Raw genomic sequence first — 23,527 nt, forward strand, 5'->3', positions numbered from 1 at the left:
ACAAATTATTGCAATTTCATATGTGTATTTCGTAGGTCGGCTTAGCGCAAAGCGGTGCAGCAGGGAATCCACGCAGCATGGCTGCGTGCCTGCGTAACGGCCCTCGCTTGCAAGCGAGGGCTTCTGCCGACACCCGCTAACAATGTCGTCGGATTACGCGGGGCGTTGCCCCGCTAATCCGACCTACGTGCTAATCGCCGCTCATTGCCAAACGCTGCCGCTCCATGAACTCCTGCAAGGTATCGATGCCGCGCAGTTGCAGAATCGTATTGCGCACGGCCGCTTCCAGCAGCACGGCGATGTTGCGGCCGGCGGCGACGGGGATGACGACCTTGCGCACGGGCAAGCCGAGTACGTCTTCCGTGGGGAACAGGAAGGGCAGGCGCTCGACCTCTTCTTCCAGGGCATTGCGGCGCACCAGGTGCACGATCAGTTTCAGGCGCATCTTGCGGCGTACGGCCGTTTCGCCAAAGATGGCCTTGATGTCGAGTAAACCCAGTCCCCGCACTTCCAGCAGGTTTTGCAGCAGCGGCGGGCAGCGTCCTTCGATCATGTTGGGCGCGATGCGCGAGAATTCGACGGCGTCATCGGCCACCAGGCCGTGGCTGCGTGAAATCAACTCCAGGCCCAGCTCGCTCTTGCCCAGGCCTGAATCGCCCGTGATCAGCACGCCCACGCCCAGCACGTCCATGAACACGCCATGCATGATGATGCGTTGCGCCAGCTTTTTCGACAGGTAGACGCGCAGGAAGTCGATCACTTGCGCGGCCGGCAGCGGGGTCGAGAACAGGGGAATGTTTTGCTCGTCGCAGATGGCGAGGATGTCGGGTGGCGTTTCCAGCCCTTGCGCGATGATCAGCGCGGGCGGACCGCCGGCGATCAGCTCGCCAATCACGTGGGTGCGCGTGTTGACCTTCAGGCGCTGGTAGTAATTGATTTCCTGGTGGCCGAAGACCTGGATGCGGCCCGGATGGATCAGGTTCAAGTGGCCCACCTGGTCGGCGGCCGACGAGACGTCGCCCGAGATCAGGCGCTCGCCGCCGGGGAAGCCGGCGAACCAGCCCAGTTGCAGACTTTCACGATTGTCGTCGTACAGGCGTTGTATCGTCAGTGGCGTTTGCAACATGGCAGTCTTCTTCAGGAGTGGAGGAATACCTGAAGTTTAACCCGCCGCTTGCAGACTAGGTTGCCAATTGACGATGCGCGAATGCACGGATTTCGGTTCCGGATCCGTGGCCAGCGCCGTGCGGAAGGCATCGTCGGAAAACATTTCGGCGATTTCCGACAGGATTTCCAGATGTTGCTGAGTGACATGATCGGGAATCAGCAGGAAAAACAGCAGATTGACGGGTTTGCCATCGGGCGACTCGAACGGAATCGGCTCGGCCAGGCGCACGAAGGCGCCCAGCGGCGATTTCAAGGTTTTGCTGCCCTTGACTCTGCCATGCGGCACGGCCACGCCATGGCCCAGGCCAGTCGAGCCCAGGCGTTCGCGGGCAAACAGATTGTCCGAGACGGTAGAGCGGGCGATGCCGTAATTGTTTTCGAAGATCAGGCCGGCTTGCTCGAAGGCGCGCTTTTTACTGGAGACTTCCAGGTCCAGCAGGACGTTTTCGAGGGATAATATTTTGCTAAGATTAGTCATGACACTCAATGAAATGGTGCAATGCGCAGAGGGCTTGCGAGCCGAATTATAGGCCTGTTTCGGTGGCCTGTAACGCCAATTCTCAACAGTATACGCCCGCTGCGGGCGCAGTGGGCGCTACAGCCCGCGTAGCCATCATTTTAGCAAAAAAATAACATCGGCGTGTATCGGCTATTTCCTGATTAAAAACACGCGGCGCGCCGGTTTTTCCGCCGCCGAATGCCGATTTTCCGATTTTTCACCGTCTGTGACATGCTCTGCGGCACTACTGCAACGTTGTTTTAAAACACAGCCAACATTCCTGTTGGCATGGTTTCGTGGTGTTGCGCGATGTTACCCAATCAATGTTACTGGCGCGCATTGCGCAGATTGCCTGGCATCGCTCCCGTGCTGAAGTTGCTGCGCCAGGGATTGATGTCGAGGCCGCCGCGGCGCGTGTAGCGCGCATACACGGACAGTTTTTGCGGCTTGCACTGGCGCAAGATATCGACAAAGATGCGCTCCACGCATTGCTCGTGGAACTCATTGTGCTCGCGGAAACCGATCAGGTAGCGCAACAGGCTTTCCTGGTCGATCTGCGGTCCCGCATACTCGATCTGCACGCTGCCCCAGTCGGGCTGGCCCGTCACCAGGCAATTCGATTTGAGCAAATGCGAGACGAGTTTTTCTTCCACCGGCGCTTCATCCAGGGCGGCTTTCAGCAGCAGCGGCGAGGGCGTGTATTGCGTGATTTCCAGATCCAGGCGGTCGAGCAGCACGCCGTTGAATTCGCCCATTTTCAACTTGCCGAAATCTTCCTGCAAGGTCAGTTCCACTTGCACGGGCGCGCCGAAACCGTTCGATAAATCCTGCTTGAGCAAGGCCAGCAGCGCATCCGCGCTATCGAGCCTGGTCTGGTTGAACGAGTTCAGATACAGCTTGAACGATTTCGATTCGATGATGTTGGGCGAATCGGCCGGCGCGCTGACCTTGGCAATGGCCACTTGCGGCTTGCCGCGCTGGTTCAGCCACGACAGTTCATACGCATTCCAGATATCGAGGCCGAAGAAGGGTAGCGTACCGCGCAGTTCCAGCTCGTCGCGCTTGCCCTGGCGCGGAATCGGAAACAGCAGTTCCGGCGCGTAATCGGTGCGGTAGGCGGAGCTTTTACCCAGGGGGGATTGTTCGGCGAGGTCGTTGGTGGTGGTCATGGTCGTGTGGCGTGAATTCAGTCAAGCACGCATGGTAGCCTATTTCACCCCAGTGCAATACCGGGGTGAATTCGCTATTTAGCCCAAGAACAGTTTGTAGACAGGATTGCTGCTCTCATCCCAGTAACGATACCCGAGGGTATCGAGGAAGCGGGCGAACTCTCCCATCTCGTCGGGCGGCACTTGCAAGCCGATCAGGATGCGGCCCACGTCGCCGCCCTGGCTGCGGTAGTGGCAAAGTGAAATATTCCAGTTCGGCGCCATGCTGTCGAGGAAGCGCATCAGTGCACCCGGCCGTTCGGGGAATTCAAAGCGGTACAGCAGCTCGTCTTGCGCCAGCCGGCTCTTGCCGCCCACCAGGTGGCGGATGTGCGACTTGGCCAGCTCGTCGTGGGTCAGGTCCAGGGTCTTGAATTCGTGTTCCTCGAAGGTCTTGGCCAGGACGCTCGACTCATGCCGGTCGGCAATTTGAATGCCGACGAACACGTGCGCGGCTTTTTCATCGCTGATGCGATAGTTAAATTCCGTCACGTTGCGCGCGCCGATGAGCGAGCAGAAGCGCTTGAAGCTGCCCCGCTGTTCGCGCATGGTGACGGCAAACACGGCTTCGCGGAACTCGCCCAGTTCGGCCCGTTCCGCCACAAAACGCAGCCGGTCGAAATTCATGTTCGCGCCGCTGGCGATGGTGACCAGGGTTTCATTGTTGACAGGGTGTTTGGTCAGGCTGGCCCGTTCCACATAGGCCTTGGCGCCGGCGATGGCCAGCGCGCCCGATGGTTCCAGGATGGAGCGCGTGTCCGTAAACACATCCTTGATGGCGGCGCAGATGGCGTCCGTGTCGACCGTGATGATTTCATCGACATACGCCTGCACCAGGCGGAAGGTTTCCTCGCCGGCAAGGCGCACGGCCGTGCCGTCGGCAAACAGGCCCACGTCATTCAGGGTCACGCGCTCGCCGGCTTTCAGCGAACGGGCCATGGCGTTCGAATCGACGCTTTGCACGCCGATGATCTTGATGTCGGGACGAATCTGTTTCACGTAGGCGGCAATGCCGGCGATCAAGCCGCCGCCGCCGATGGGGGCGAAGATGGCGTGGATGGGGCCGGCATGCTGGCGCAGGATTTCCATGCCGATCGTGCCCTGGCCGGCGATCACGTCCGGATCGTCGAACGGGTGCACGAAGGTCAGCTTCTGTTCCTTTTCCAGGGTCAGCGCATGGTTGTAGGCATCCGTGTAGGACTCGCCGTGCAGCACCACTTCCACGTTCACGCCGCCGCGCCCCTTGACCGCCTCGACTTTCACCAGCGGCGTGGTGGTCGGCATGACGATGACGGCGCGGCAACCCATGCGCGCGGCAGACAGGGCCACGCCCTGGGCATGGTTGCCGGCCGAGGCGCAAATCACGCCGCGCTTGCGTTCCGCTTCGCTGAGCTTGGACATCTTGTTGTAGGCGCCACGAATCTTGAAACTGAACACGCTTTGCATGTCTTCGCGCTTGAAGTAAATCTGGTTGTTCAGGCGCTGCGACAGGGCAGGGGCCAGTTCCAGCGGCGTTTCAGTAGCGACGTCATAGACGCGGGCGGTCAGGATTTTCTTGAGGTAGTCGATGTTCATAGTCTGCAAGCAAGTGATTCTGGGCCAGAAAGGGTCTGGAGCGTGTCGGGCGATAGCGGCGGCGCCGCGGCGGATAGCCTGGCGACAATAATGCTCTGTGGAACTGCGGGCGGGTATGCCTTTGCCGGCCGTCGCGGATTGTGCGGCGCGCAAGCTGCTCTTCATTATAATGGAGAGCCTTACCGCATCGCGAAGTGTTCCATGATCGAATCCGCAATCGCCTGGCTGCTGCAGCTGATCGCAGCGCCGGAAGTCGGGCTGACATCGGTCTTTCTGATCAGCTTTATTTCCGCCACCTTGTTGCCGCTCGGCTCGGAGCCGGCCGTGTTTGCCGTCATCAAGGCCAATCCCGCGCTGTTCTGGGCCGCCATCGGCGTCGCCACCCTGGGCAACACCCTGGGCGGCATCGTCGACTACTGGCTCGGCTACCGGGCCAAGCAGGCGTTTGCCAAGGAGCGCGACACGCGCTGGTTCCGCTGGCTGGCCCGCTATGGCGCCAAGACCATGCTGCTGGCCTGGCTGCCCATCGTGGGCGACCCCCTTTGCACCCTGGCAGGCTGGCTCAAGCTGCCGTTCTGGCCCAGCGTGGCCTATATGGCCGTCGGCAAGTGCGCGCGCTACCTGACCATGACGGGCTTGCTGCTCTACGTGCCTGATGGCGTATGGCACCGGATTGGACAAATGCTGGCGTAATGGCACGCAAACGGGGCGTAATGCAACGCCAGTTTGCCCCATTTTTGGGCAGTTCGATAGTTCGTGGCAGAGTCCTGTTCTTGGCATTTTTGCGTCGAAAAATCAGCAAGACTGGTTTTTTATTCATGAAAAATAGGGCTTTTCCGTATTTGCTATGGTAGCGGATGAGGTGCTTAAACCTTGGGCGGAATAAGGCTGTTCCCGCATGGTGCGGCGCAATAAGATAAAATGGGCCTTTAGGGTCCAGTCCACATCGTCACCACACTCCATGAACGCTCCCGCACATATCCAAGCTTTACTGGCAGAAACGCCCAATGGTCCCGCAGCAAGCCGCCTGCGCGAAATCCCGTATAACTACACGTCGTTTTCCGATCGCGAGATCGTCATACGCCTGTTGGGGGAGGACTCCTGGCGCCTGCTCGACGAGCTGCGCGGCGCCCGCCAGACGGGCCGTTCGGCCCGCATGCTGTACGAGGTGCTGGGCGACATCTGGGTCGTGCGCCGCAATCCCTACCTGCAGGATGACTTGCTCGACAATCCGAAGCGCCGCCAGGGCTTGATCGACGCCTTGCATCACCGCCTGGCCGAAGTCGACAAGCGCCGCCTGGGCATCGATGCTGCCGGCGGCGACGTCGCTGCCAGTGGCGAAGCGCCGGAAGTCGCCAAGGCGCGCAGCGCCAATGTGGAGTTGCTGCTGAAAGCGGCCAGCAAGGCCGTGGCCGACTTTGGCGACGAATTCCGCAAGACCTATGACTTGCGCAAGCGCACTGTCAAGGTGCTGGGCCGCTACACGGAAAAGCACAATGTGCGCTTCGACGGCATGACGCGCGTGTCGCACGTGACGGACGCCACCGACTGGCGCGTGGAATACCCGTTTGTCGTGCTCACGCCCGACACGGAAGAGGAAATGGCCGGCCTCGTCAAAGGCTGTATCGAGCTGGGGCTGACCATCATCCCGCGCGGCGGCGGCACCGGCTACACGGGCGGCGCGATTCCATTGACGCCAATGTCGGCCGTCATCAACACGGAAAAACTCATTACTTTGGGCGCCGTGGAAATGACGGTCTTGCCGGGATTGAGCCACGAATACGCGACCATCAATTCGGGCGCGGGCGTGATCACGAACAAGGTGTCGGAAGCGGCAGAGAAGGCCGGCTTCGTCTTCGCCGTCGACCCGACCTCGGCGCACGCCTCTTGCATCGGCGGCAACGTCGCCATGAATGCGGGCGGCAAGAAAGCCGTGCTGTGGGGCACGGCGCTGGACAATCTGGCCTCATGGCGCATGGTCGACCCGAACGGCGACTGGCTCGATGTCACCCGCCTCGACCATAACCTGGGCAAGATCCACGATATCGCGCTGGCACGTTTCCAGCTGGAATGGCGTCACCCGAGCACGCGCGACGCAAGCAAACCGAACGCGCCATTCAAGACGGAAATCCTGGAAATTCCTGGCCGCAAGTTCCGCAAGGAAGGCCTGGGCAAGGACGTCACGGACAAATTCCTCTCCGGCTTGCCGGGTATTCAGAAAGAGGGTTGCGACGGCCTGATCACGTCGGCGCGCTGGATTTTGCACAAGATGCCGAAATTCGCCCGCACCGTCTGCCTGGAATTCTTTGGCCAGGCGCGCGACGCGATTCCGTCGATCGTGGAAATCAAGGATTACCTCGATGGCTTGCCGGCCAAGGGCGAGCAATACACGACCATCCGCCTGGCGGGCCTGGAACACCTGGACGAGCGCTACCTGCGCGCCGTCGGCTATGCCACCAAGTCGAAGCGGGGCGTGCTGCCAAAGATGGCCCTGTTTGGCGACATCGTCGGCGACGATGAAAATGCCGTCGCGCAAGCGGCGTCGGAAGTGGTGCGCATCGCCAACACCCGCGTGGGCGAAGGTTTTGTGGCCGTCAGCCCGGAAGCGCGCAAGAAATTCTGGCTCGACCGCGCCCGCACGGCGGCGATCGCCAAGCATACCAACGCTTTTAAAATCAATGAAGACGTCGTGATCCCGCTCAATCGCATGGGCGAATACACGGATGGCATCGAACGCATCAATATCGAACTGTCGATCAAGAACAAGCTGCAACTGGCCGAGGCCCTGAGCGAATTCTTTGGCAAAGGTAATTTGCCAGTAGGCAAGAGCGACGATGCATCGGATGACCGGGTCGACGATGCGGAAATGCTGGGCGACCGCGCCGAGCAGGCACAACAGCTGCTGGCGCAAGTCACGGCGCGCTGGACCTATCTGCTGGCCCAGCTGGACCGTCCGCTGGCGGACGTGAAGGGCGAACTGGCCGAACTGGGCATGGAGCGCTTGCTGCCCGTGTTCGATGCGCGCCTGGAAACCCAGCCGGACGCCACCCTGTTCGACGTGGTGCAGGACCGCACCGTGCGCATTACCTGGAAGCAGGAAATTCGCGCCCAGCTGCGCCAGATATTCAACGGCGCCGCTTTTAAATTGATCCTCGACGAAGCCACCGCGATTCACGCGCGCATCTTGCGTAGCCGCGTGTTCGTCGCGCTGCACATGCATGCGGGTGACGGCAACGTGCACACGAACTTGCCCGTCAACTCGGACAATTACGAAATGCTGCAGGACGCCCACGAAGCCGTGGGCCGCATCATGATTTTGGCCCGCTCGCTGAACGGCGTCATTTCCGGCGAACATGGTATCGGCATTACCAAGCTGGAATTTTTGACGGAAGAAGAGATCGGTGAGTTCCGCAGCTACAAGCAGCGCATCGATCCGGAAGGCCGTTTTAATAAAGGCAAATTGCTGAACCTGCCAGGCATGGGCGCCGACTTGCGCAATGCCTACACGCCATCGTTTGGCCTGATGGGCCATGAATCCTTGATCATGCAGCAAAGCGATATCGGTGCCATCGCCGACAGCGTTAAGGATTGCTTGCGTTGCGGCAAGTGCAAGCCCGTGTGCTCGACCCACGTGCCGCGCGCCAACTTGCTGTACTCGCCACGCGATAAAATTTTGGCGACCTCGTCCCTGATCGAAGCCTTCCTGTACGAAGAGCAGACGCGGCGCGGTATTTCCATCAAGCATTGGGAAGAGTTCGAGGACGTGGCCGACCATTGCACGGTCTGCCATAAATGCGTCACGCCTTGCCCCGTCAACATCGATTTCGGCGACGTGTCGATGAACATGCGTAACTTGCTGCGCAAGATGGACAAGAAGAGCTTTAATCCAGGCACCAAGGCGACGATGATGTTCCTCAACGCCACCGATCCCGTGACCATCAACGCCACGCGCAAGGTCATGATCGGCTGGGGTTACAAGGCGCAGCGCCTGGGCCACGATTTGCTGAAGAAATTTGCCAAGAAGCAAACCAAGGCGCCGCCGCCATCGACGGGCAAGCCGCCCGTCAAGGCGCAGGTGATCCACTTCATCAACAAGAAAATGCCGGGCAACCTGCCGAAGAAATCGGCGCGCGCGTTGCTCGACATCGAAGACGACAAGGTCATCCCGATCATCCGCAATCCGAAGACGACGACGGCCGATACGGAAGCCGTGTTCTACTTCCCCGGTTGCGGTTCGGAGCGCTTGTTCTCGCAAGTGGGCCTGGCCACACAGGCGATGCTGTGGGAAGTGGGCGTGCAGACGGTCTTGCCACCTGGCTACCTGTGCTGCGGTTATCCGCAGCGCGGTGCCGGGGAATTCGACAAGGCCGAGAAGATGATGACGGATAACCGCGTCCTGTTCCACCGCATGGCCAACACGCTCAATTACCTGGACATCAAGACAGTGCTCGTCTCGTGCGGCACCTGCTACGACCAGCTGGCAACGTATCAGTTTGAAAAGATTTTCCCTGGCTGCCGCATCATGGATATCCATGAGTATTTGCTGGAGAAAAACGTCAAGCTGGAAGGCGTCAACGGCACGCGCTATATGTATCACGAGCCATGCCACAATCCGATGAAACTGCAGGAATCGGGCAAGACCATCAATTCCCTGATCAGCACGGTGGATAACGTGAAGATCGAGAAGAATGACCGTTGCTGCGGCGAATCGGGTTCGCTGGCCGTCACGCGTCCCGACATTTCCACGCAAGTGCGTTTCCGCAAGGAAGAAGAGATGGTCAAGGGCGCCGACAAGCTGCGCGGCGATGGTTTTACCGGTGACGTGAAAATCCTCACCAGCTGCCCGTCGTGCCTGCAAGGCCTGTCGCGCTACAATGACGATTCGGGCACCACGGCCGACTACATCGTCGTCGAGATCGCCAAACACTTGCTGGGAGAGAACTGGATGCCGGATTACGTGAAACGTGCCAATGACGGCGGCATCGAACGGGTGCTGGTGTAATGTCCGCGCCTTGCGATCTGTGCAGCTTGCTGGACGGCTACGCCAACAAGCAAGGTCTGGAGACCTTGCTGTGGCGCAGCGAGCGCCTGTCCGTGGTGGCCGTCGATGACCCGGCATATCCCGGCTTTTGCCGCGTGATCTGGAACAAGCACGTGAAGGAAATGACGGATCTCACGCCTGGCGAGCGCAACTATGTCATGGAAGTCGTGTGGCAAGTCGAGCTGGCCGTGCGTGAAGTGATGCAGCCGGAAAAGGTCAACGTGGCCAGTTTCGGCAACATGACGCCGCACGTGCATTGGCACGTGATTCCCCGCTACCGCGACGACGCGCATTTCCCGAACCCCAGCTGGGCCGTGGTGCAGCGCGAGACGGCACCCGAGGTGCTGGCCGCGCGCCGCGCCCTGCTGCCGGCACTGCGCGACGCGATCATTCAACGTTTATCCGCATAAAGTATCGTCATGACTGAAAAAACAGCAACACCGCAACCCACCGGCTTGACCGTGCACAACCAGTCGCGCGTGCTCGACGTGGCGTTCGACGATGGCAGCGAATTTGTCTTGCCGTTCGAATACCTGCGCGTGTACTCGCCGTCGGCCGAAGTGCAGGGCCATGGCAAGGGCCAGGAAACCTTGCAATTAGGCAAACGCCTGGTCGGCATCACTGGCCTGGAGCCGGTGGGCAACTACGCCGTGCAGCCCACTTTCAGCGATGGTCACAATTCCGGCCTGTACACCTGGGCCTATTTGTACAAGCTGGGCGCGGAAAAAGACAAGCTGTGGCAAGCCTACTTGGACCAGCTGACGGCAGCCGGCTACCCGGGCGACAGCGGCCGCGACGCCAAGGCCGACATGACGGTCAAGCAATCTTCCGGCCACGTTCATGGACCGAGTTGCGGGCATAAACATTAAAACACCTGAAAAACCTACTGCGCGTCGCCATTTGCGGCCGCCGATGCTCACTGTGCTCAAGCACAGTTCCGCTTCTCGGCCACAACTTGCTTCCGCTCGCTACGGTTTTTTAGGCGTTTAGAAAAAATAATGCGGTAATCTGTCGGATTGCCGCATATCCATTCGTCGTATGAATGCCCGCGCTTGCGGGCATTTTTCTTTTGGAGAAGAGACTATGGAATACCTGATCCTGATCTACGCCGACGAGGCGCGCTATGAATCCATGGAAGAGGGCCAGATGGCCAGTCTGATGGCCGACTTTGCCAGCTATACGCAGGCGCTGGAGGCGGCTGGCGTGCTGCGCGGCGGTGCCGAACTGGCGCCCGTGGCCAGTGCCACCAGCGTGCGGGTGCGCAATGGCAAGCCCGTCATCACGGATGGGCCGTTCGCGGAAACCAAGGAGCAGCTGGGCGGCTACTACCTGCTAGCCTGCGCGAACCTGGACGAGGCGCTGGCCTGGGCCGGGCGCTGCCCGGTGGCTTCCCTGGGCACCATTGAAGTACGGCCTGTCACGGCATAAACATGGCCGGCGACGCCATTGCGGCCGTCGAACACGTCTTTCGTCAGGAAAGGGGCAGGGTGCTGGCCGGCCTGATGCGGCGTTTCGGCGACCTGGGCCTGGCGGAAGACGTGTTGCAGGAAGCGTGCCGCAAGGCGCTGGAACTGTGGCCGCGCACGGGCATCCCCGATCATCCTGCCGCCTGGCTCAGTGCCGTGGCGCGCAACGCGGCCCTTGATCAGGTGCGCCGCGCGGGCAAGAGCGTCGGCGAGGCCGAGGCCGTGTTCTCCGGCCTGCCGGCGCCCGTGATTGAAGAAGCGCACGCCATCGAAGACGACCGCCTGCGCCTGCTGTTTATTTGTTGCCATCCCGCGCTGGCGCCCGAGGCGCAGGTGGCGCTGGCCCTGCGCACCCTGTGTGGCCTGTCCACGGGCGAGATCGCGCGCGCCTTCGGCTTGGCGGAAGCGGCCCTGTCGCAGCGCTTATTGCGCGCCAGGCGCAAGATCGCCGAGGCGCACATTCCTTTCGAGTTGCCGCCGGAGCAAGAGTTGCAGCAACGGCTGGCGCAAGTGCTGCACGTGATGTACCTGGTGTTCAGCGAAGGCTATTGCGCCAGCGGCGGCGATACCCTGCTGCGCGCGGACCTGTGCGCGGAAGCGCTGCGCCTGGGGCGGCTGCTCGACAGCCTGCAGCCGGGCCAGCCGGAAGTGCAGGGGCTATTGGCCCTGATGCTGCTGCAGGCGTCGCGCGGCCCGGCTCGTTTGTCGCCCGAGGGTTTTTTGCTGACACTGGAAGAGCAGGAGCGGCGCCTGTGGGATGACGCCCTGATTGCCGAGGGGCTGGCCGTGCTGGAGCTGGCCTTGCCGGCGCGCGCACCGGGGCCATATCAGTTGCAGGCGGCCATTGCCGCCTTGCACGCCAAAGCGCCCACGGCCAGCCAGACGGACTGGCGCCAGATCAGCACCCTGTATGGCGCCTTGCTGCGGCACAAGCCGGAACCCTTGATTTTGCTCAATGCCGTCATCGCCTGCGCCATGGCGCATGGGGCCGCACACGGGCTGGCGTGGCTCGATCGCCTGGAAGCCGTGCCCAGCCTGGCGCTATCGCATTATCTGCACGCGGCCCGCGCCGACTTGCTGCGCCGCCAGGGCGACCGGCCGGGGGCGCTGGCGGCATACGCGCGGGCGGCCATGCTGGCTTCGAATGCAGTCGAAAGGCAATACCTTCTCCGGCGTCACGGGGAAATGCGCCTGCCGCTTGTATAATGCTCCCAAGTTCAAACAGACTGCCTACCATGACCAATACGACCCATTTCGGATACAAAACAGTTGCAGAAGACGACAAAGTGCGCGAAGTCGCCAAGGTGTTCCATTCCGTCGCTGCCAAATACGATGTGATGAACGACTTGATGTCGGGCGGGCTGCACCGTCTGTGGAAGACGTTCACCATTGCCAACGCGGGCGTGCGCCCCGGTTTCAAGGTGCTCGACATCGCCGGCGGCACGGGCGACCTGTCGAAGGCATTCGCCAAGCAGGCGGGCCCTACCGGCGAAGTCTGGTTGACTGATATCAATGAATCGATGTTGCGCGTGGGCCGCGACCGCCTCTTGAATCGCGGCTTGCTCACCCCCACCATGTTGTGTGACGCGGAAAAACTGCCATTCCCCGACAATTATTTCGACCGTGTCAGCGTGGCCTTTGGCCTGCGCAACATGACGCACAAGGATGTGGCGCTGGCGGAAATGCGCCGCGTGCTGAAACCGGGCGGCAAGCTGCTGGTGCTGGAGTTTTCCAAGGTGGCCGCGCCCCTGCAAAAGCCATACGACCTGTATTCGTTTTCGGTCTTGCCGTGGTTCGGACAGAAAATCGCCGGCGACGCGGAAAGCTACCGCTACCTGGCAGAATCGATCCGCATGCACCCGGACCAGGAAACCCTCAAAACCATGATGGAAACGGCGGGCCTGGAACGCGTGCAGTACTACAATTTGACGGCAGGTATTGCCGCTTTGCACACCGGTATCAAGATGTAATGCATCAACGTTGGTGATTTTAGGAGATGGAATGAAATTGAAGAAATTTATGGTCGGCATGATGCTGGCCGCGACCACGGTATCCATGCTGGGCGAGGCGCTGGCCCGTCCCATGGGCGGTGGCCGTTCGTTTGGCCGCCAGTCGCAAAACGTGGGCCGCCAGGCGCCCGCACCGGCGCCAACCCCGGCACCGGCTGCCGCGCCACGCCAGGCGCAACCTGCACCGGCCCCTGCGCCAGCGCCTGCCGCCAAGGCACCGAGCCGCTGGAAGGGTTTATTGGGCGGCGCCTTGCTCGGTCTGGGCCTGGGCGCCTTGCTGTCGCATTTCGGCCTGGGCGGCGCCCTGGCCAGCATGATCAGTACCCTGCTGATGGTGGCCTTGCTGGCCGGCGTGGCCTTCTTTATCTACCGCATGGTGCGCGGCAAGCGTGACGGCAATGCCGGCGGCAATGCACCGTTCGCGGGTTTTGGCGGCAACCAGCCTGCGCCAGCCGGCAACGTGCCTGACATCGGTTCGCGCATTCCACCGCTGCCGCCGCTGCAACCCGTCTCGTCCGGCGTAGGCCTGGATAAGCCGGCGCCCGCTGCAGCGCCATGGGGCGTGCCAGGCGACTTCGACAAGGATGCCTTCCTGCGCCACGCGAAAAGCAATTTCATTCGCCTGCAAGCGGCCTGGGACAAGGCGGACGTCAACGATATCCGCGAATTCACGTCGCCGGAAGTGTATGCGGAATTGCGCATGCAAATCCAGGAACGGGGCGCGCAGCCGGACTTTACGGATGTCGTCACCATCGATGCCGAACTCCTGGGCATCGAGACGAGCGTCAACGATTACCTGGCCAGCGTGAAATTTACGGGCCTGATCCGTTCGGCGCCGGGCGCCGCAGCGGAACCGTTCGCGGAAGTGTGGAATATGTCGAAACCCGTCAGCGGCAACAGCGGCTGGGTCCTGGCAGGCATCCAGCAATTGAATTAATTGCAAAAACTTGCTGAATACTGGCTTAAGTCCATGCGGAATGCATGATGCTTAACAGATATTTCCTACTGAACTGGTAAGATCGAAACCGCCCGCGTAGTTTTACGGGCGGTTTTTTCTTTTTAGGGGCGCGCCTGGCGCGCTGTATATAGATGGCACCACTTTCCGATCTCTCCCTGATGACGCCCGTCATCGCGACCATCAACCACTTGCTGGCACAAGAGCCGTGGGCGCGCCATCAGTTGGCCGTGCACGCCGGCAAGCTGGCCTGCATCGACACGGGCGCCGTGGCCTTGCGCCTGCGCGTCGACAGCGCCGGCATGCTGGCAGCGGCGCCGGCCGACATGCCGGCCAGCGTCACCATCCGCGTAAAATTGTCCGATGTGCCGCTGATCCTGCAAAACCGCGAGCGGGCGTTTTCCTACGTCAAGATCGAAGGCGATGCCGAGTTTGCCAATGCGATTTCGCAATTGAGCAAGGGCTTGCGCTGGGAAGCCGAGCACGACCTGGAAAAGGTCGTCGGCCCCATGCTGGCCACGCGCCTTGTTTTCGGTGCGAAAGATGCGGCCGCCTTTGTGCGCACGGGCCAGCAAAAGCTGGCGGAAAACGTGGCCGAATATTTCCTCGACGAACAGCCCATGCTGATCCGTCCTGCAACCTTGCAAGAGTATTCCGCTGGCGTGACGCGCGTGCGCGATGACGTCGAACGCCTGGCCAAGCGCCTTGCCCTGCTGGAAAAGGCGGCCGCCGCCGTCCAGCCGCAGTCCTCCTTACCGGATTTGTCTACATGATATTGAAATTCCTGCGCCTGTTTAAAATCATCCGTGTTTCCATCAAGTACGGTCTGGATGAGATAGCGATTTCTGGTCTGCAAGTTCCCCGCACCGCCAAATTGATCGACACCCTGATTTTCTGGCGCGACCTGTCGTCGCCACGGGGCTTGCGCCTGCGCCTGGCGCTGGAAGAGCTGGGCCCGATTTTCGTCAAATTCGGCCAGGTGCTGTCGACCCGGCGCGATCTGATGCCGCCCGACATCGCCGAAGAACTGGCGCGCCTGCAAGACCGCGTGCCGCCGTTTGATTCCGACCTGGCCATCGCGCAAATCACCAAGTCGCTCGGTGCGCACCCGGATCAATTGTTTGCCCGCTTCGAGCGCGAACCGGTGGCGTCCGCCTCGATTGCCCAGGTGCACTTCGCTACTTTGAAAGATGGCCGCGAAGTGGCCGTGAAGGTCTTGCGTCCAGGCATGAAAAAGCTGATCGACGAAGACGTGGCCCTGATGCACATCGCCGCCGACTGGACCAGCCGCCTGTGGGCCGACAGCAAGCGCTTGAAACCGAAAGAGGTGGTGGGCGAGTTCGACAAATACCTGCATGACGAGCTGGACCTGATGCGCGAGGCGGCCAACGCCAGCCAGCTGCGCCGCAACTTTGCCAACTCGGACTTGTTGCTGGTGCCGGAAATGCACTGGGATTATTGCTCCAGCAGCGTCATCGTCATGGAACGCATGGTCGGTATCCCCGTGTCGCAGACGGAGCGCCTGGTGGCGGCCGGCGTGGACTTGCGTAAACTCTCCAGCGATGGCGTGGAAATTTTCTTCACGCAAGTGTTCCGCGATGGCTTTTTCCATGCGGACATGCATCCGGGCAATATTCTCGTGTCGATCGCACCCGAATCGTTCGGCCGCTACATCGCGCTCGATTTCGGCATCGTGGGAACGTTGAACGACTACGACAAGGATTATCTGTCGCAAAACTTCCTCGCCTTCTTCCGCCGCGACTACAAGCGCGTGGCCGAAGCGCATATCGAATCGGGCTGGGCGCCGAAGGATACGCGCGTCGATGAGCTGGAAGCGGCCGTGCGCGCCTGTTGCGAGCCGATCTTCGACCGTCCGCTGAAGGATATTTCCTTTGGGCAAGTTCTGCTGCGGCTGTTCCAGACCTCGCGCCGCTTCAACGTGGAAGTGCAGCCGCAACTGGTGCTACTGCAAAAGACCCTGCTCAATATCGAAGGCCTGGGCCGCCAGCTGGATCCGGAGCTGGACCTGTGGCAAACGGCCAAGCCGTATCTGGAAAAATGGATGAGTAACCAGGTGGGCCCGCAAGGCTTCATGGAGCGCCTGCGCGCCGAGGCGCCCCGTTATGCGCACATCTTCCCGCAACTGCCGCGCTTGCTGCATCAGGCCTTGACGGTGCATGGCGAACCGCGCGAAAACGATGTGGAACTGATGAAAACCTTGCTGGCGGAACAACGCCAGACGAACCGCTTGCTGAGCTTTATCGTGTACTTCGTGGGCGCCTTCGCCCTCGGTGCGCTGGGCTTGCAAGTATTCATGCGCTGGCATCAACTGCCGTTTTAAAGGCTGAGGACGTAAGTGATGGCTGACTTCAATACCCGCGATCCGCTCTCGCCCGCCTTCTGGGACGAGCGTTTCGAGAAGCAATTCACGCCCTGGGACCACGGCGGCGTGCCGTCGCGCTTGCGCAGTTTCGTTGCCGGCAGCCCGGCGCCGCTGCGCTGCCTGATTCCCGGCTGCGGTTCCGCCTATGAACTGGTCTTCATGCTCGATCACGGCTGGGATGCCACGGCCATCGACTTTTCACCGGCTGCCGTGGCCGCCGCGCGCGCCGTCGTCGGCAAACGGGGAGGGCAGGTGGTGGAAGCAGATTTCTTTGCCTGGCAGCCCGCCGCACCGCTGGACCTGATCTATGAACGGGCCTTCCTGTGCGCCATGCCGCGCGCCATGTGGCCGCAAGTGGCGGCCCGCTGGGCGCAGCTACTGGCGCCCGGTGCCATGCTGGCCGGTTACTTTTTCTTTGACGACAATGCCAAGGGGCCGCCATTTGGTATTTCGCGTGAGAAACTGCAGGAATTGCTGGCGCCGCATTTCGATTGCCTCGCCGATGAAGCCGTCGATGATTCCATCGCCGTCTTCGCCGGCAAGGAGCGCTGGATGAGCTGGCGCCGCCGGGCAGACTGAGGCGGGCGGGGCAATTTCTGCTGGGAGCAAAGGAAAAGCTTTATAATTCAGGGTTTTTGATGATTTTCTCGGAGTAGAGATGCCGATTTACGCTTACCGTTGTGACGAGTGTGGTTTTGCCAAGGACGTCTTGCAAAAGATCTCCGATCCAGTACTGACGGTGTGCCTGTCGTGCGGCAAGCCCAGTTTCAAGAAACAATTGACGGCCGCCGGTTTCCAATTGAAGGGCACCGGCTGGTACGCGACCGATTTCCGCGGCGGCACGGCGCCCACCACGGCCATCCCGACGGGCCCGGCTGATGGCGCCAAGCCTGCCGCAACCACCGAGAGCGCGCCTGCTGCCGCGCCTGCGCCCGCCCCGGCTGCCGCTGCGCCGAAAGCGGACTGAAAAGCGCGCCGCGCCGCTACGATCCCTTACTGAGAAACCGATGCGTAAATACTTTATTACCGGATTACTGATTTTGGTGCCCTTGGCCATTACGGCCTGGGTCCTGAATCTGGTGATCAGCACGATGGACCAGTCGCTATTGCTGGTGCCCGGCAGTACGAAGCCCAGCATATGGTTCGGCCACCTGGTTCCTCCGCTGAGCACCATTCCCGGCCTGGGCACGGTATTGACGGTACTGATCGTCTTCTTCACGGGCTTGCTGACGAATAACCTGGTCGGCAATTACGTGGTGAAACTGTGGGAAAAATTGCTGCAACGCATACCCATCGTCAATTCCCTGTATTCGAGCGTCAAGCAAGTCTCCGATACCCTGTTTTCCCCGTCGGGCAACGCCTTCCGCAAGGCCGTGCTGGTGCCGTATCCGCATCAGAACTCCTGGACCATCGCTTTCCTGACCGGTGTGCCGGGCGGCGATGCGGCGAACCACCTGGTGGGCGACTTTGTCAGCGTGTACGTGCCGACGACGCCGAACCCGACATCAGGCTTTTTCCTGATGATGAAGCGCAGCGATGTCGTCGAACTCGACATGAGCGTCGATGCGGCGCTCAAATATATCGTCTCGATGGGCGTGGTGGCGCCTGCGGAAGTTGTTGCTGTACCGGCCCCGGCAGCCAAAGAATAAAGGCAGGCGTCCCACGTGGGACGTGGCCGGATTGAACACTCACTAACCTGAACTGAGAATTTTATGTCTATGCGTACTGAATACTGCGGCCTCGTTACCGAAGCCATGCTGGGACAAACCGTCAGCCTGTGCGGCTGGGTACATCGCCGCCGCGACCACGGCAGCCTGATCTTCATCGACTTGCGCGACCGTGAAGGCCTGGTGCAAATCGTTTGCAACCCGGAACAAGCGGAAATGTTCAAGGTCGCCGAAGCCGTGCGCAACGAATTCTGCCTGCGCGTGACGGGCGTCGTGACCAACCGTATCGACGGCACGATCAACAACAACCTGAAATCGGGCAAGATCGAAGTGGTCTGCTCGGAGCTGGAAGTGCTGAACCCTTCCGTGCCCGTGCCGTTCCAGCTGGACGACGACAACCTGTCGGAAACGACGCGCCTGACGCACCGCGTGCTGGACCTGCGCCGCCCGCAAATGCAAAACAACCTGCGCCTGCGTTACAAGGTGACGATGGAAGTGCGCAAGTACCTCGACGCGCTGGGCTTCATCGACATCGAAACGCCGATGTTGACCAAGTCCACGCCAGAAGGCGCACGCGACTACCTGGTGCCGTCGCGCGTCAACGCGGGCAGTTTCTTCGCCTTGCCGCAATCGCCACAGTTGTTCAAGCAACTGTTGATGGTTGCTAACTTCGACCGTTATTACCAGATCACCAAGTGCTTCCGCGACGAAGACTTGCGCGCTGACCGCCAGCCTGAATTCACGCAGATCGACTGCGAAACCTCGTTCCTGACGGAGCAGGAAATCCGCGACCTGTTCGAAGACATGATCCGCGTCGTCTTCAAGAACACCCTGGACATCGACCTGCCGAACCCGTTCCCGGTGATGGATTTCGCCGAAGCGATGGGCCTGTACGGTTCCGACAAGCCGGACATGCGCGTCAAGCTGGCCTTCACGGACTTGACGGAAGTCATGAAGTCGGTCGAATTCAAGGTCTTCAACGGCGCCGCCAACATGAACGGCGGCCGCGTGGTTGCCCTGCGCGTACCGCAAGGCGGCAGCATGCCCCGTTCGGAAATCGATGCCTACACGCAATTTGTCGCCATCTACGGCGCCAAGGGCCTCGCTTACATCAAGGTCAATGAGAAAGCCAAGGGTCCTGAAGGCTTGCAGTCGCCGATCGTCAAGTTCCTGCCGGCTGACGTGCTGGCCACGATCCTCGAGCAGACGGGCGCGCAAGACGGCGACCTGATCTTCTTCGGCGCGGACAAGGCCAAGGTCGTCAACGACGCCATCGGCGCGCTGCGCGTGAAAATCGGTCACAGCGAGTTCGGCAAGAAAGCCGGCCTGTTCGAAGACGTGTGGAAGCCATTGTGGGTGGTCGACTTCCCGATGTTCGAGCACGACGAAGAAGCGGACCGCTGGACGGCGACCCACCATCCATTCACGGCGCCGAAAGACGGCCATGAAGACATGCTGGAAAGCGATCCGGGCGCCTGTATCGCCAAGGCCTACGACATGGTTCTGAACGGCTGGGAACTGGGCGGCGGTTCGATCCGTATCCACCGCGAAGAAGTGCAGTCGAAAGTGTTCCGCGCGCTGAAGATCGATGCGGAAGAAGCGCAGCTGAAATTCGGCTTCCTGCTCGACGCCCTGCAATACGGCGCGCCACCGCATGGCGGCCTGGCATTCGGCCTGGACCGTATCGTGACCATGATGACGGGTTCCGAATCGATCCGCGACGTGATCGCCTTCCCGAAAACCCAGCGCGCGCAAGACTTGCTGACCCATGCGCCGTCGGAAGTGGACGAGAAGCAACTGCGTGAACTGCACATCCGTTTGCGCAGCGCCGAGCCAAAAGTAGTGTAATGAAGCATGCGGCTGCCCAAGCGGCCGCTGTTTGATCCACTATGCAAAAAAAGGCGCTGTCGTGGCGCCTTTTTCATTGTTGATATGACTCATAAAATCCCTGTTTCCGTGCTGGTCGTCATTCATACGGCTGACCTTGACGTCTTGCTCATCGAACGCGCGGGCCAGCCCGGTTTCTGGCAATCGGTGACGGGTTCCGTCGATGCCGTCGACGAACCGCTGCTGCGGACGGCCGCGCGCGAATTGGCGGAAGAAACCGGCATCGTTGCCGATGGGCGCGATATTGTGCTGCGCGACTGGAACTTGTCGAACGTGTACGAGATCTACCCGATCTGGCGCCACCGCTATGCGCCCGGCGTGACGCGCAACACGGAACACGTGTTCAGCGTGCAAGTGCCGCGCGATATCGCCATCACCCTGAGCCCGCGCGAACACTTGCAGTACGCGTGGCTGCCTTACCTGGCGGCGGCCGACCGCTGTTTCTCGTCATCCAACGCGGAAGCGATTCTGCAATTGCCGGCCATGACGGGCCTGGCGCGCCCCACTTGATAGAAAGCATTCCATGTTGAACTGGTTACATTTGACGACGCAGCAAAAACTGCTGGGCACCTTGGGCATCGTTTTTTGCCTGTGCTTTATTTTCCTGCTGTTCAGCTCCACCGTGCCTGGCCGCACGCCGCCGATCGGCATGCCGCTGATGGCGATCGGCTGGCTGCTGCATCCGGGCGCCTTTGCCAAGGGCAAGCGTACCGTGGCCTGGCGCGGCGCGCCGTTGCTGGTGAAAATCGTCTGGGCGGCAGGCATCACCGCGCTGCTCGTCAGCGTGACGGCAGGCGTGGGACGCATGCTGGCTTAAGCGCTGCAAAACTATTGTCATGTGGTATTATTGCTTTAATAGTAATTCCACTTCATGACGAAAGGCGTACATGCTGAACTGGTCTCAACTTTCTTTTCAGCAGCGTCTCCTAGGCGCCGTATTCTTGTCCTGCATCGTTGGCGCCCTGTATGCCGTGTGTTTCCCTGATCAGCCGCATGCCCGCCTTCCACAGGCAGGCTTGCCCTTGCTGATGCTGGGATTTCTGTTGCACCCCCGTTGCTTTGCCGGTGGACGGGGCGCCTTCAGCTGGAGCAGCGCACCCGGGATCGTGAAGGGCTTGTGGGTGATCGGCATGGTGGTGGGCAGCATCAGCGCCATCGATAGTTTGCTGGCAGCGATGACGGGCAGATAAAGCTGCCGTAGGTGCGCACGCGCACCTACGCTGGCGCCGCGCGGGGCCCGTCAGGGAGTAGAATCAATGCATGAAAATCCGCGTAGCAACTTATAATATTCACAAAGGCGTCTCCTCCGTGCGAGGCTTGCCCCGCGTGCATGCTTTAAAACAGGCGATTGCCCTGTTTCATGCCGATGTCGTCTTTTTGCAGGAAGTGCAAGGCAAGCATGACCGCAATGCGGCCCGTTATGGCGCCGAGAAAAACGGCCACAAGCATTGGCCGGAAGCGTCACAGCATGAGTTTTTTGCCGGCGCCGAACACCATTCCGCGTATGGCATGAATGCCGTGTATGACCATGGCCACCATGGCAACGCCTTGCTGAGCAAGTTTCCCATCGCCTCGCAAACCAACCACGACGTCTCCGACCATGCCTACGAGCAACGCGGCATCCTGCATTGCGTGCTCAAGACGCCGCAGGCCGACGTGCATTGTTATGTCGTCCACCTGGGCTTGTTCGAATCGGGACGGGGACGCCAGACGCAGGCGCTGATCGACGCCGTCATGGAATCGGCGCCGAATGGCGAACCGGTCATCATCGCCGGCGACTTCAACGACTGGCGCAACACGCTCAGCGACAAGCTGCGCAATGCGCTCGGCGTGGTCGAGGTATTCGACCAGCGCGCGTCGAACTCGGCTCTGGGCGACCTGGTGCGCACCCTGGCGCGGCGCCAGACGAAAACGCCGATCCCCGTGCCGGCGCGCACCTTTCCCGCCGCTTTGCCGTGGTTCCGCCTGGACCGCATCTATGTGCGAGGTTTCCACGTGGAAGGCGCGCAAGTGATGCATGGCACCCTGTGGGCAAAATTGTCGGACCACGCGCCGATCGTTGCCGCTTTGAAACTCGCGTAGACTGCCGGCATGCGTACAGTCAATTTCATCGCCCACAACGACATCAAGCTGCTGTATTGCGGCACCGATTACTTTCCCGCGCTGATAGCCGCCATCGACGGCGCGCGCGCGGAAGTCTATTTCGAAACGTATATCTTTGCCGACGACGCCACGGGCACCCTGGTGCTCGATGCGCTCAAACGCGCGGCCGCACGCGGCGTGCTGGTGTGCATGATCACGGACTGGTTCGGCACGGGCAACCGCCGGGTCAACGCCATGCATGCGCAGCTGGAAGCGGCTGGCGTGCACCACCGCATCTTCAACCCTTGGTTCAAGCGCGGCATCACGCGCACGCATCGCAAGATTTGCGTGGCCGATGGGGAAATTGCCCTGGTGGGTGGCATCAATATTAACGATGACATGTTTTGCGACTACGATCACAACATCAGCCTGGAAGCGCCGCGCTGGGATTTCGCCGTGCAGGTGAAGGGGCCGCTGGTCGACGCTATCCATGAAGAGGCGCAGGCGCAGTGGGCGCGCTTGGGCAAGATGAATTTGGTGCGGCGTATCAAGCTGTACCGCAAGATGCGCGTCGTCAGCAAGGAGCTGGCGAAGAACCCCGTCGTGGCCGGCTTTGTCGTGCGCGACAACCTGCGCAACCGCCGCACCATCCAGCGCGCCTACCTGCAGGCGCTGGGCCAGGCGCGTAAAAGCGTGATGCTGGCCAACCCGTATTTCGCGCCCGGACACAAGCTGCGCCACGCGCTGGCCCAGGCGGCCCAGCGGGGCGTCGACGTGGTGCTGTTGATCGGCGTGGGCGAGTTCCGCATGCAAGACGCCGTGGCGCACTCGTTTTACCCGAAACTGCTGGCCGCCGGCGTGAAAATTGTCGAATATCGCAAGACGCAGCTGCACGCCAAGGTGGCCGTCGTCGACGATGACTGGGCGACGGTCGGTTCCAGCAATATTGACGCGCTGAGCCTGTTCCTGAACCAGGAAGCGAACGTGGTCATCAAGGACGTGGCCTTCGCGCAAAGCTTGCGCCAGCATATCGAGCAGGGTGTGGCGGACGGCATCGTCATTCACCAGGATGATTTCAAGCACATCGGCCGCTTCCGGCGCATCGGCTACGAAGCCGCGTTCCTCGTGTACCGGCTGGTGATGCGCATTTTTTCAGTAGGCAAGTACGCATGAACGAGATGACAACGGTAAGGCTGGACAAATGGCTGTGGGCGGCGCGCTTCTTCAAGACGCGCTCGCTGGCCAGCGAAGCCGTCGACACGGGCAAGGTCAAAGTGGGGGGCGAGCGCGTCAAACCGGCGCGCAGCCTGCGCGTGGGCGACGAGCTGGCCATCGACAATGGCGCGGAGACGTGGGAAGTGGCCGTGCTGGGCCTGTCCGACAAGCGCGGCGCGGCGCCCGTGGCGCGTCTGCTGTATGGCGAAACGCCCGCCAGCATCGCCCGCCGCGAGCAACTGGCCGAGGAGCGCAAGCTGTTCCGCGAGCCGGGCACCACCATCAAGGGGCGGCCGACCAAGCGCGACCGCCGTCAACTGAGCAAGGCAGGCGGCCTCGACTGAGGCGCGCTGCTACCCAGGCGGCAGGGGCG

At 61.0% G+C, this 23,527-nt stretch carries 24 protein-coding genes; 20 read left to right on the plus strand and 4 right to left on the minus strand.

Annotated elements, in window-relative coordinates; all coding sequences use genetic code 11:
* Positions 1–190: 190 nt before the first annotated feature.
* The 4 genes from hprK to ilvA form a co-directional block, all read right to left on the minus strand.
* On the minus strand, positions 191–1,126 hold the full coding sequence (hprK, locus tag KO539_RS15305; protein WP_034753337.1) for an HPr(Ser) kinase/phosphatase: 936 nt from the start codon (positions 1,124–1,126) through the stop codon (positions 191–193).
* A gap of 36 nt (positions 1,127–1,162) precedes the next feature.
* Positions 1,163–1,645, minus strand: coding sequence for a PTS sugar transporter subunit IIA (locus tag KO539_RS15310; protein ID WP_034753339.1), 483 nt, complete (start codon positions 1,643–1,645; stop codon positions 1,163–1,165).
* 347 nt (positions 1,646–1,992) lie between these two features.
* The gene (gene queF, locus KO539_RS15315) at positions 1,993–2,835 is read right to left on the minus strand and encodes an NADPH-dependent 7-cyano-7-deazaguanine reductase QueF (RefSeq protein WP_219310418.1); all 843 of its coding nucleotides are present in this window, start codon (positions 2,833–2,835) and stop codon (positions 1,993–1,995) included.
* 78 nt (positions 2,836–2,913) lie between these two features.
* Positions 2,914–4,449 (minus strand): threonine ammonia-lyase, biosynthetic, encoded by a 1,536-nt coding sequence (gene ilvA / locus KO539_RS15320; protein WP_034753344.1) that lies wholly within the window; start codon positions 4,447–4,449, stop codon positions 2,914–2,916.
* Between the two features lie 201 nt (positions 4,450–4,650).
* On the opposite strand from ilvA, the gene KO539_RS15325 reads away from it, so the two are divergent.
* From KO539_RS15325 to KO539_RS15420, 20 genes are all read left to right on the plus strand, one after another.
* The gene (locus KO539_RS15325) at positions 4,651–5,142 is read left to right on the plus strand and encodes a YqaA family protein (RefSeq protein ID WP_035824134.1); all 492 of its coding nucleotides are present in this window, start codon (positions 4,651–4,653) and stop codon (positions 5,140–5,142) included.
* A gap of 268 nt (positions 5,143–5,410) precedes the next feature.
* On the plus strand, positions 5,411–9,451 hold the full coding sequence (locus KO539_RS15330; RefSeq protein ID WP_219310419.1) for a DUF3683 domain-containing protein: 4,041 nt from the start codon (positions 5,411–5,413) through the stop codon (positions 9,449–9,451).
* Positions 9,451–9,900, plus strand: coding sequence for an HIT family protein (locus tag KO539_RS15335; protein ID WP_219310420.1), 450 nt, complete (start codon positions 9,451–9,453; stop codon positions 9,898–9,900). The genes KO539_RS15330 and KO539_RS15335 overlap by 1 nt, the downstream gene beginning before the upstream one ends.
* A gap of 9 nt (positions 9,901–9,909) precedes the next feature.
* Positions 9,910–10,359 (plus strand): gamma-butyrobetaine hydroxylase-like domain-containing protein, encoded by a 450-nt coding sequence (locus KO539_RS15340; protein WP_035824146.1) that lies wholly within the window; start codon positions 9,910–9,912, stop codon positions 10,357–10,359.
* A 214-nt stretch (positions 10,360–10,573) separates the two neighbouring features.
* Positions 10,574–10,918 (plus strand): YciI family protein, encoded by a 345-nt coding sequence (locus tag KO539_RS15345; protein ID WP_219310421.1) that lies wholly within the window; start codon positions 10,574–10,576, stop codon positions 10,916–10,918.
* Between the two features lie 2 nt (positions 10,919–10,920).
* Positions 10,921–12,162, plus strand: a complete 1,242-nt coding sequence (locus KO539_RS15350; RefSeq protein ID WP_219310422.1) for an RNA polymerase sigma factor — start codon at positions 10,921–10,923, stop codon at positions 12,160–12,162.
* Positions 12,163–12,191: 29 nt separating this feature from the next.
* Positions 12,192–12,926, plus strand: a complete 735-nt coding sequence (ubiE, locus tag KO539_RS15355; RefSeq protein WP_034778407.1) for a bifunctional demethylmenaquinone methyltransferase/2-methoxy-6-polyprenyl-1,4-benzoquinol methylase UbiE — start codon at positions 12,192–12,194, stop codon at positions 12,924–12,926.
* A gap of 31 nt (positions 12,927–12,957) precedes the next feature.
* Positions 12,958–13,902, plus strand: coding sequence for a Tim44 domain-containing protein (locus tag KO539_RS15360; RefSeq protein ID WP_219310423.1), 945 nt, complete (start codon positions 12,958–12,960; stop codon positions 13,900–13,902).
* Between the two features lie 152 nt (positions 13,903–14,054).
* A complete protein-coding gene (locus KO539_RS15365) occupies positions 14,055–14,693 on the plus strand; it encodes an SCP2 domain-containing protein (protein WP_257626298.1) in 639 nt (212 codons plus the stop codon).
* Positions 14,690–16,261, plus strand: a complete 1,572-nt coding sequence (ubiB, locus tag KO539_RS15370) for a ubiquinone biosynthesis regulatory protein kinase UbiB (protein ID WP_035824160.1) — start codon at positions 14,690–14,692, stop codon at positions 16,259–16,261. Before KO539_RS15365 ends, ubiB begins: the two co-directional genes overlap by 4 nt.
* 18 nt (positions 16,262–16,279) lie before the next feature.
* On the plus strand, positions 16,280–16,882 hold the full coding sequence (locus tag KO539_RS15375) for a methyltransferase (RefSeq protein WP_219310424.1): 603 nt from the start codon (positions 16,280–16,282) through the stop codon (positions 16,880–16,882).
* Positions 16,883–16,961: 79 nt separating this feature from the next.
* Entirely contained in the window at positions 16,962–17,270 is a 309-nt protein-coding gene (locus tag KO539_RS15380) for an FmdB family zinc ribbon protein (protein WP_099378504.1), read from the plus strand.
* A gap of 40 nt (positions 17,271–17,310) precedes the next feature.
* Positions 17,311–17,952, plus strand: coding sequence for a DUF502 domain-containing protein (locus KO539_RS15385; RefSeq protein ID WP_035824167.1), 642 nt, complete (start codon positions 17,311–17,313; stop codon positions 17,950–17,952).
* Between the two features lie 69 nt (positions 17,953–18,021).
* Positions 18,022–19,818, plus strand: a complete 1,797-nt coding sequence (gene aspS, locus KO539_RS15390) for an aspartate--tRNA ligase (protein ID WP_219310486.1) — start codon at positions 18,022–18,024, stop codon at positions 19,816–19,818.
* Positions 19,819–19,902: 84 nt separating this feature from the next.
* Entirely contained in the window at positions 19,903–20,367 is a 465-nt protein-coding gene (nudB, locus tag KO539_RS15395) for a dihydroneopterin triphosphate diphosphatase (protein ID WP_035824172.1), read from the plus strand.
* Between the two features lie 13 nt (positions 20,368–20,380).
* On the plus strand, positions 20,381–20,674 hold the full coding sequence (locus tag KO539_RS15400) for a hypothetical protein (protein WP_176387726.1): 294 nt from the start codon (positions 20,381–20,383) through the stop codon (positions 20,672–20,674).
* Between the two features lie 124 nt (positions 20,675–20,798).
* Complete coding sequence (locus tag KO539_RS15405) at positions 20,799–21,047, plus strand: hypothetical protein (protein WP_219310425.1); 249 nt, start codon at positions 20,799–20,801, stop codon at positions 21,045–21,047.
* A gap of 70 nt (positions 21,048–21,117) precedes the next feature.
* Positions 21,118–21,939, plus strand: a complete 822-nt coding sequence (locus KO539_RS15410) for an endonuclease/exonuclease/phosphatase family protein (RefSeq protein ID WP_077398987.1) — start codon at positions 21,118–21,120, stop codon at positions 21,937–21,939.
* Positions 21,940–21,948: 9 nt separating this feature from the next.
* Positions 21,949–23,112, plus strand: coding sequence for a cardiolipin synthase ClsB (gene clsB / locus KO539_RS15415; RefSeq protein ID WP_219310426.1), 1,164 nt, complete (start codon positions 21,949–21,951; stop codon positions 23,110–23,112).
* Entirely contained in the window at positions 23,109–23,498 is a 390-nt protein-coding gene (locus KO539_RS15420) for an RNA-binding S4 domain-containing protein (protein ID WP_096233566.1), read from the plus strand. Before clsB ends, KO539_RS15420 begins: the two co-directional genes overlap by 4 nt.
* The last annotated feature ends 29 nt before the right edge of the window (positions 23,499–23,527 follow it).

It is taken from the genome of Janthinobacterium sp. NKUCC06_STL, from assembly GCF_019345455.1.
GTDB lineage: Bacteria > Pseudomonadota > Gammaproteobacteria > Burkholderiales > Burkholderiaceae_D > Janthinobacterium > Janthinobacterium rivuli.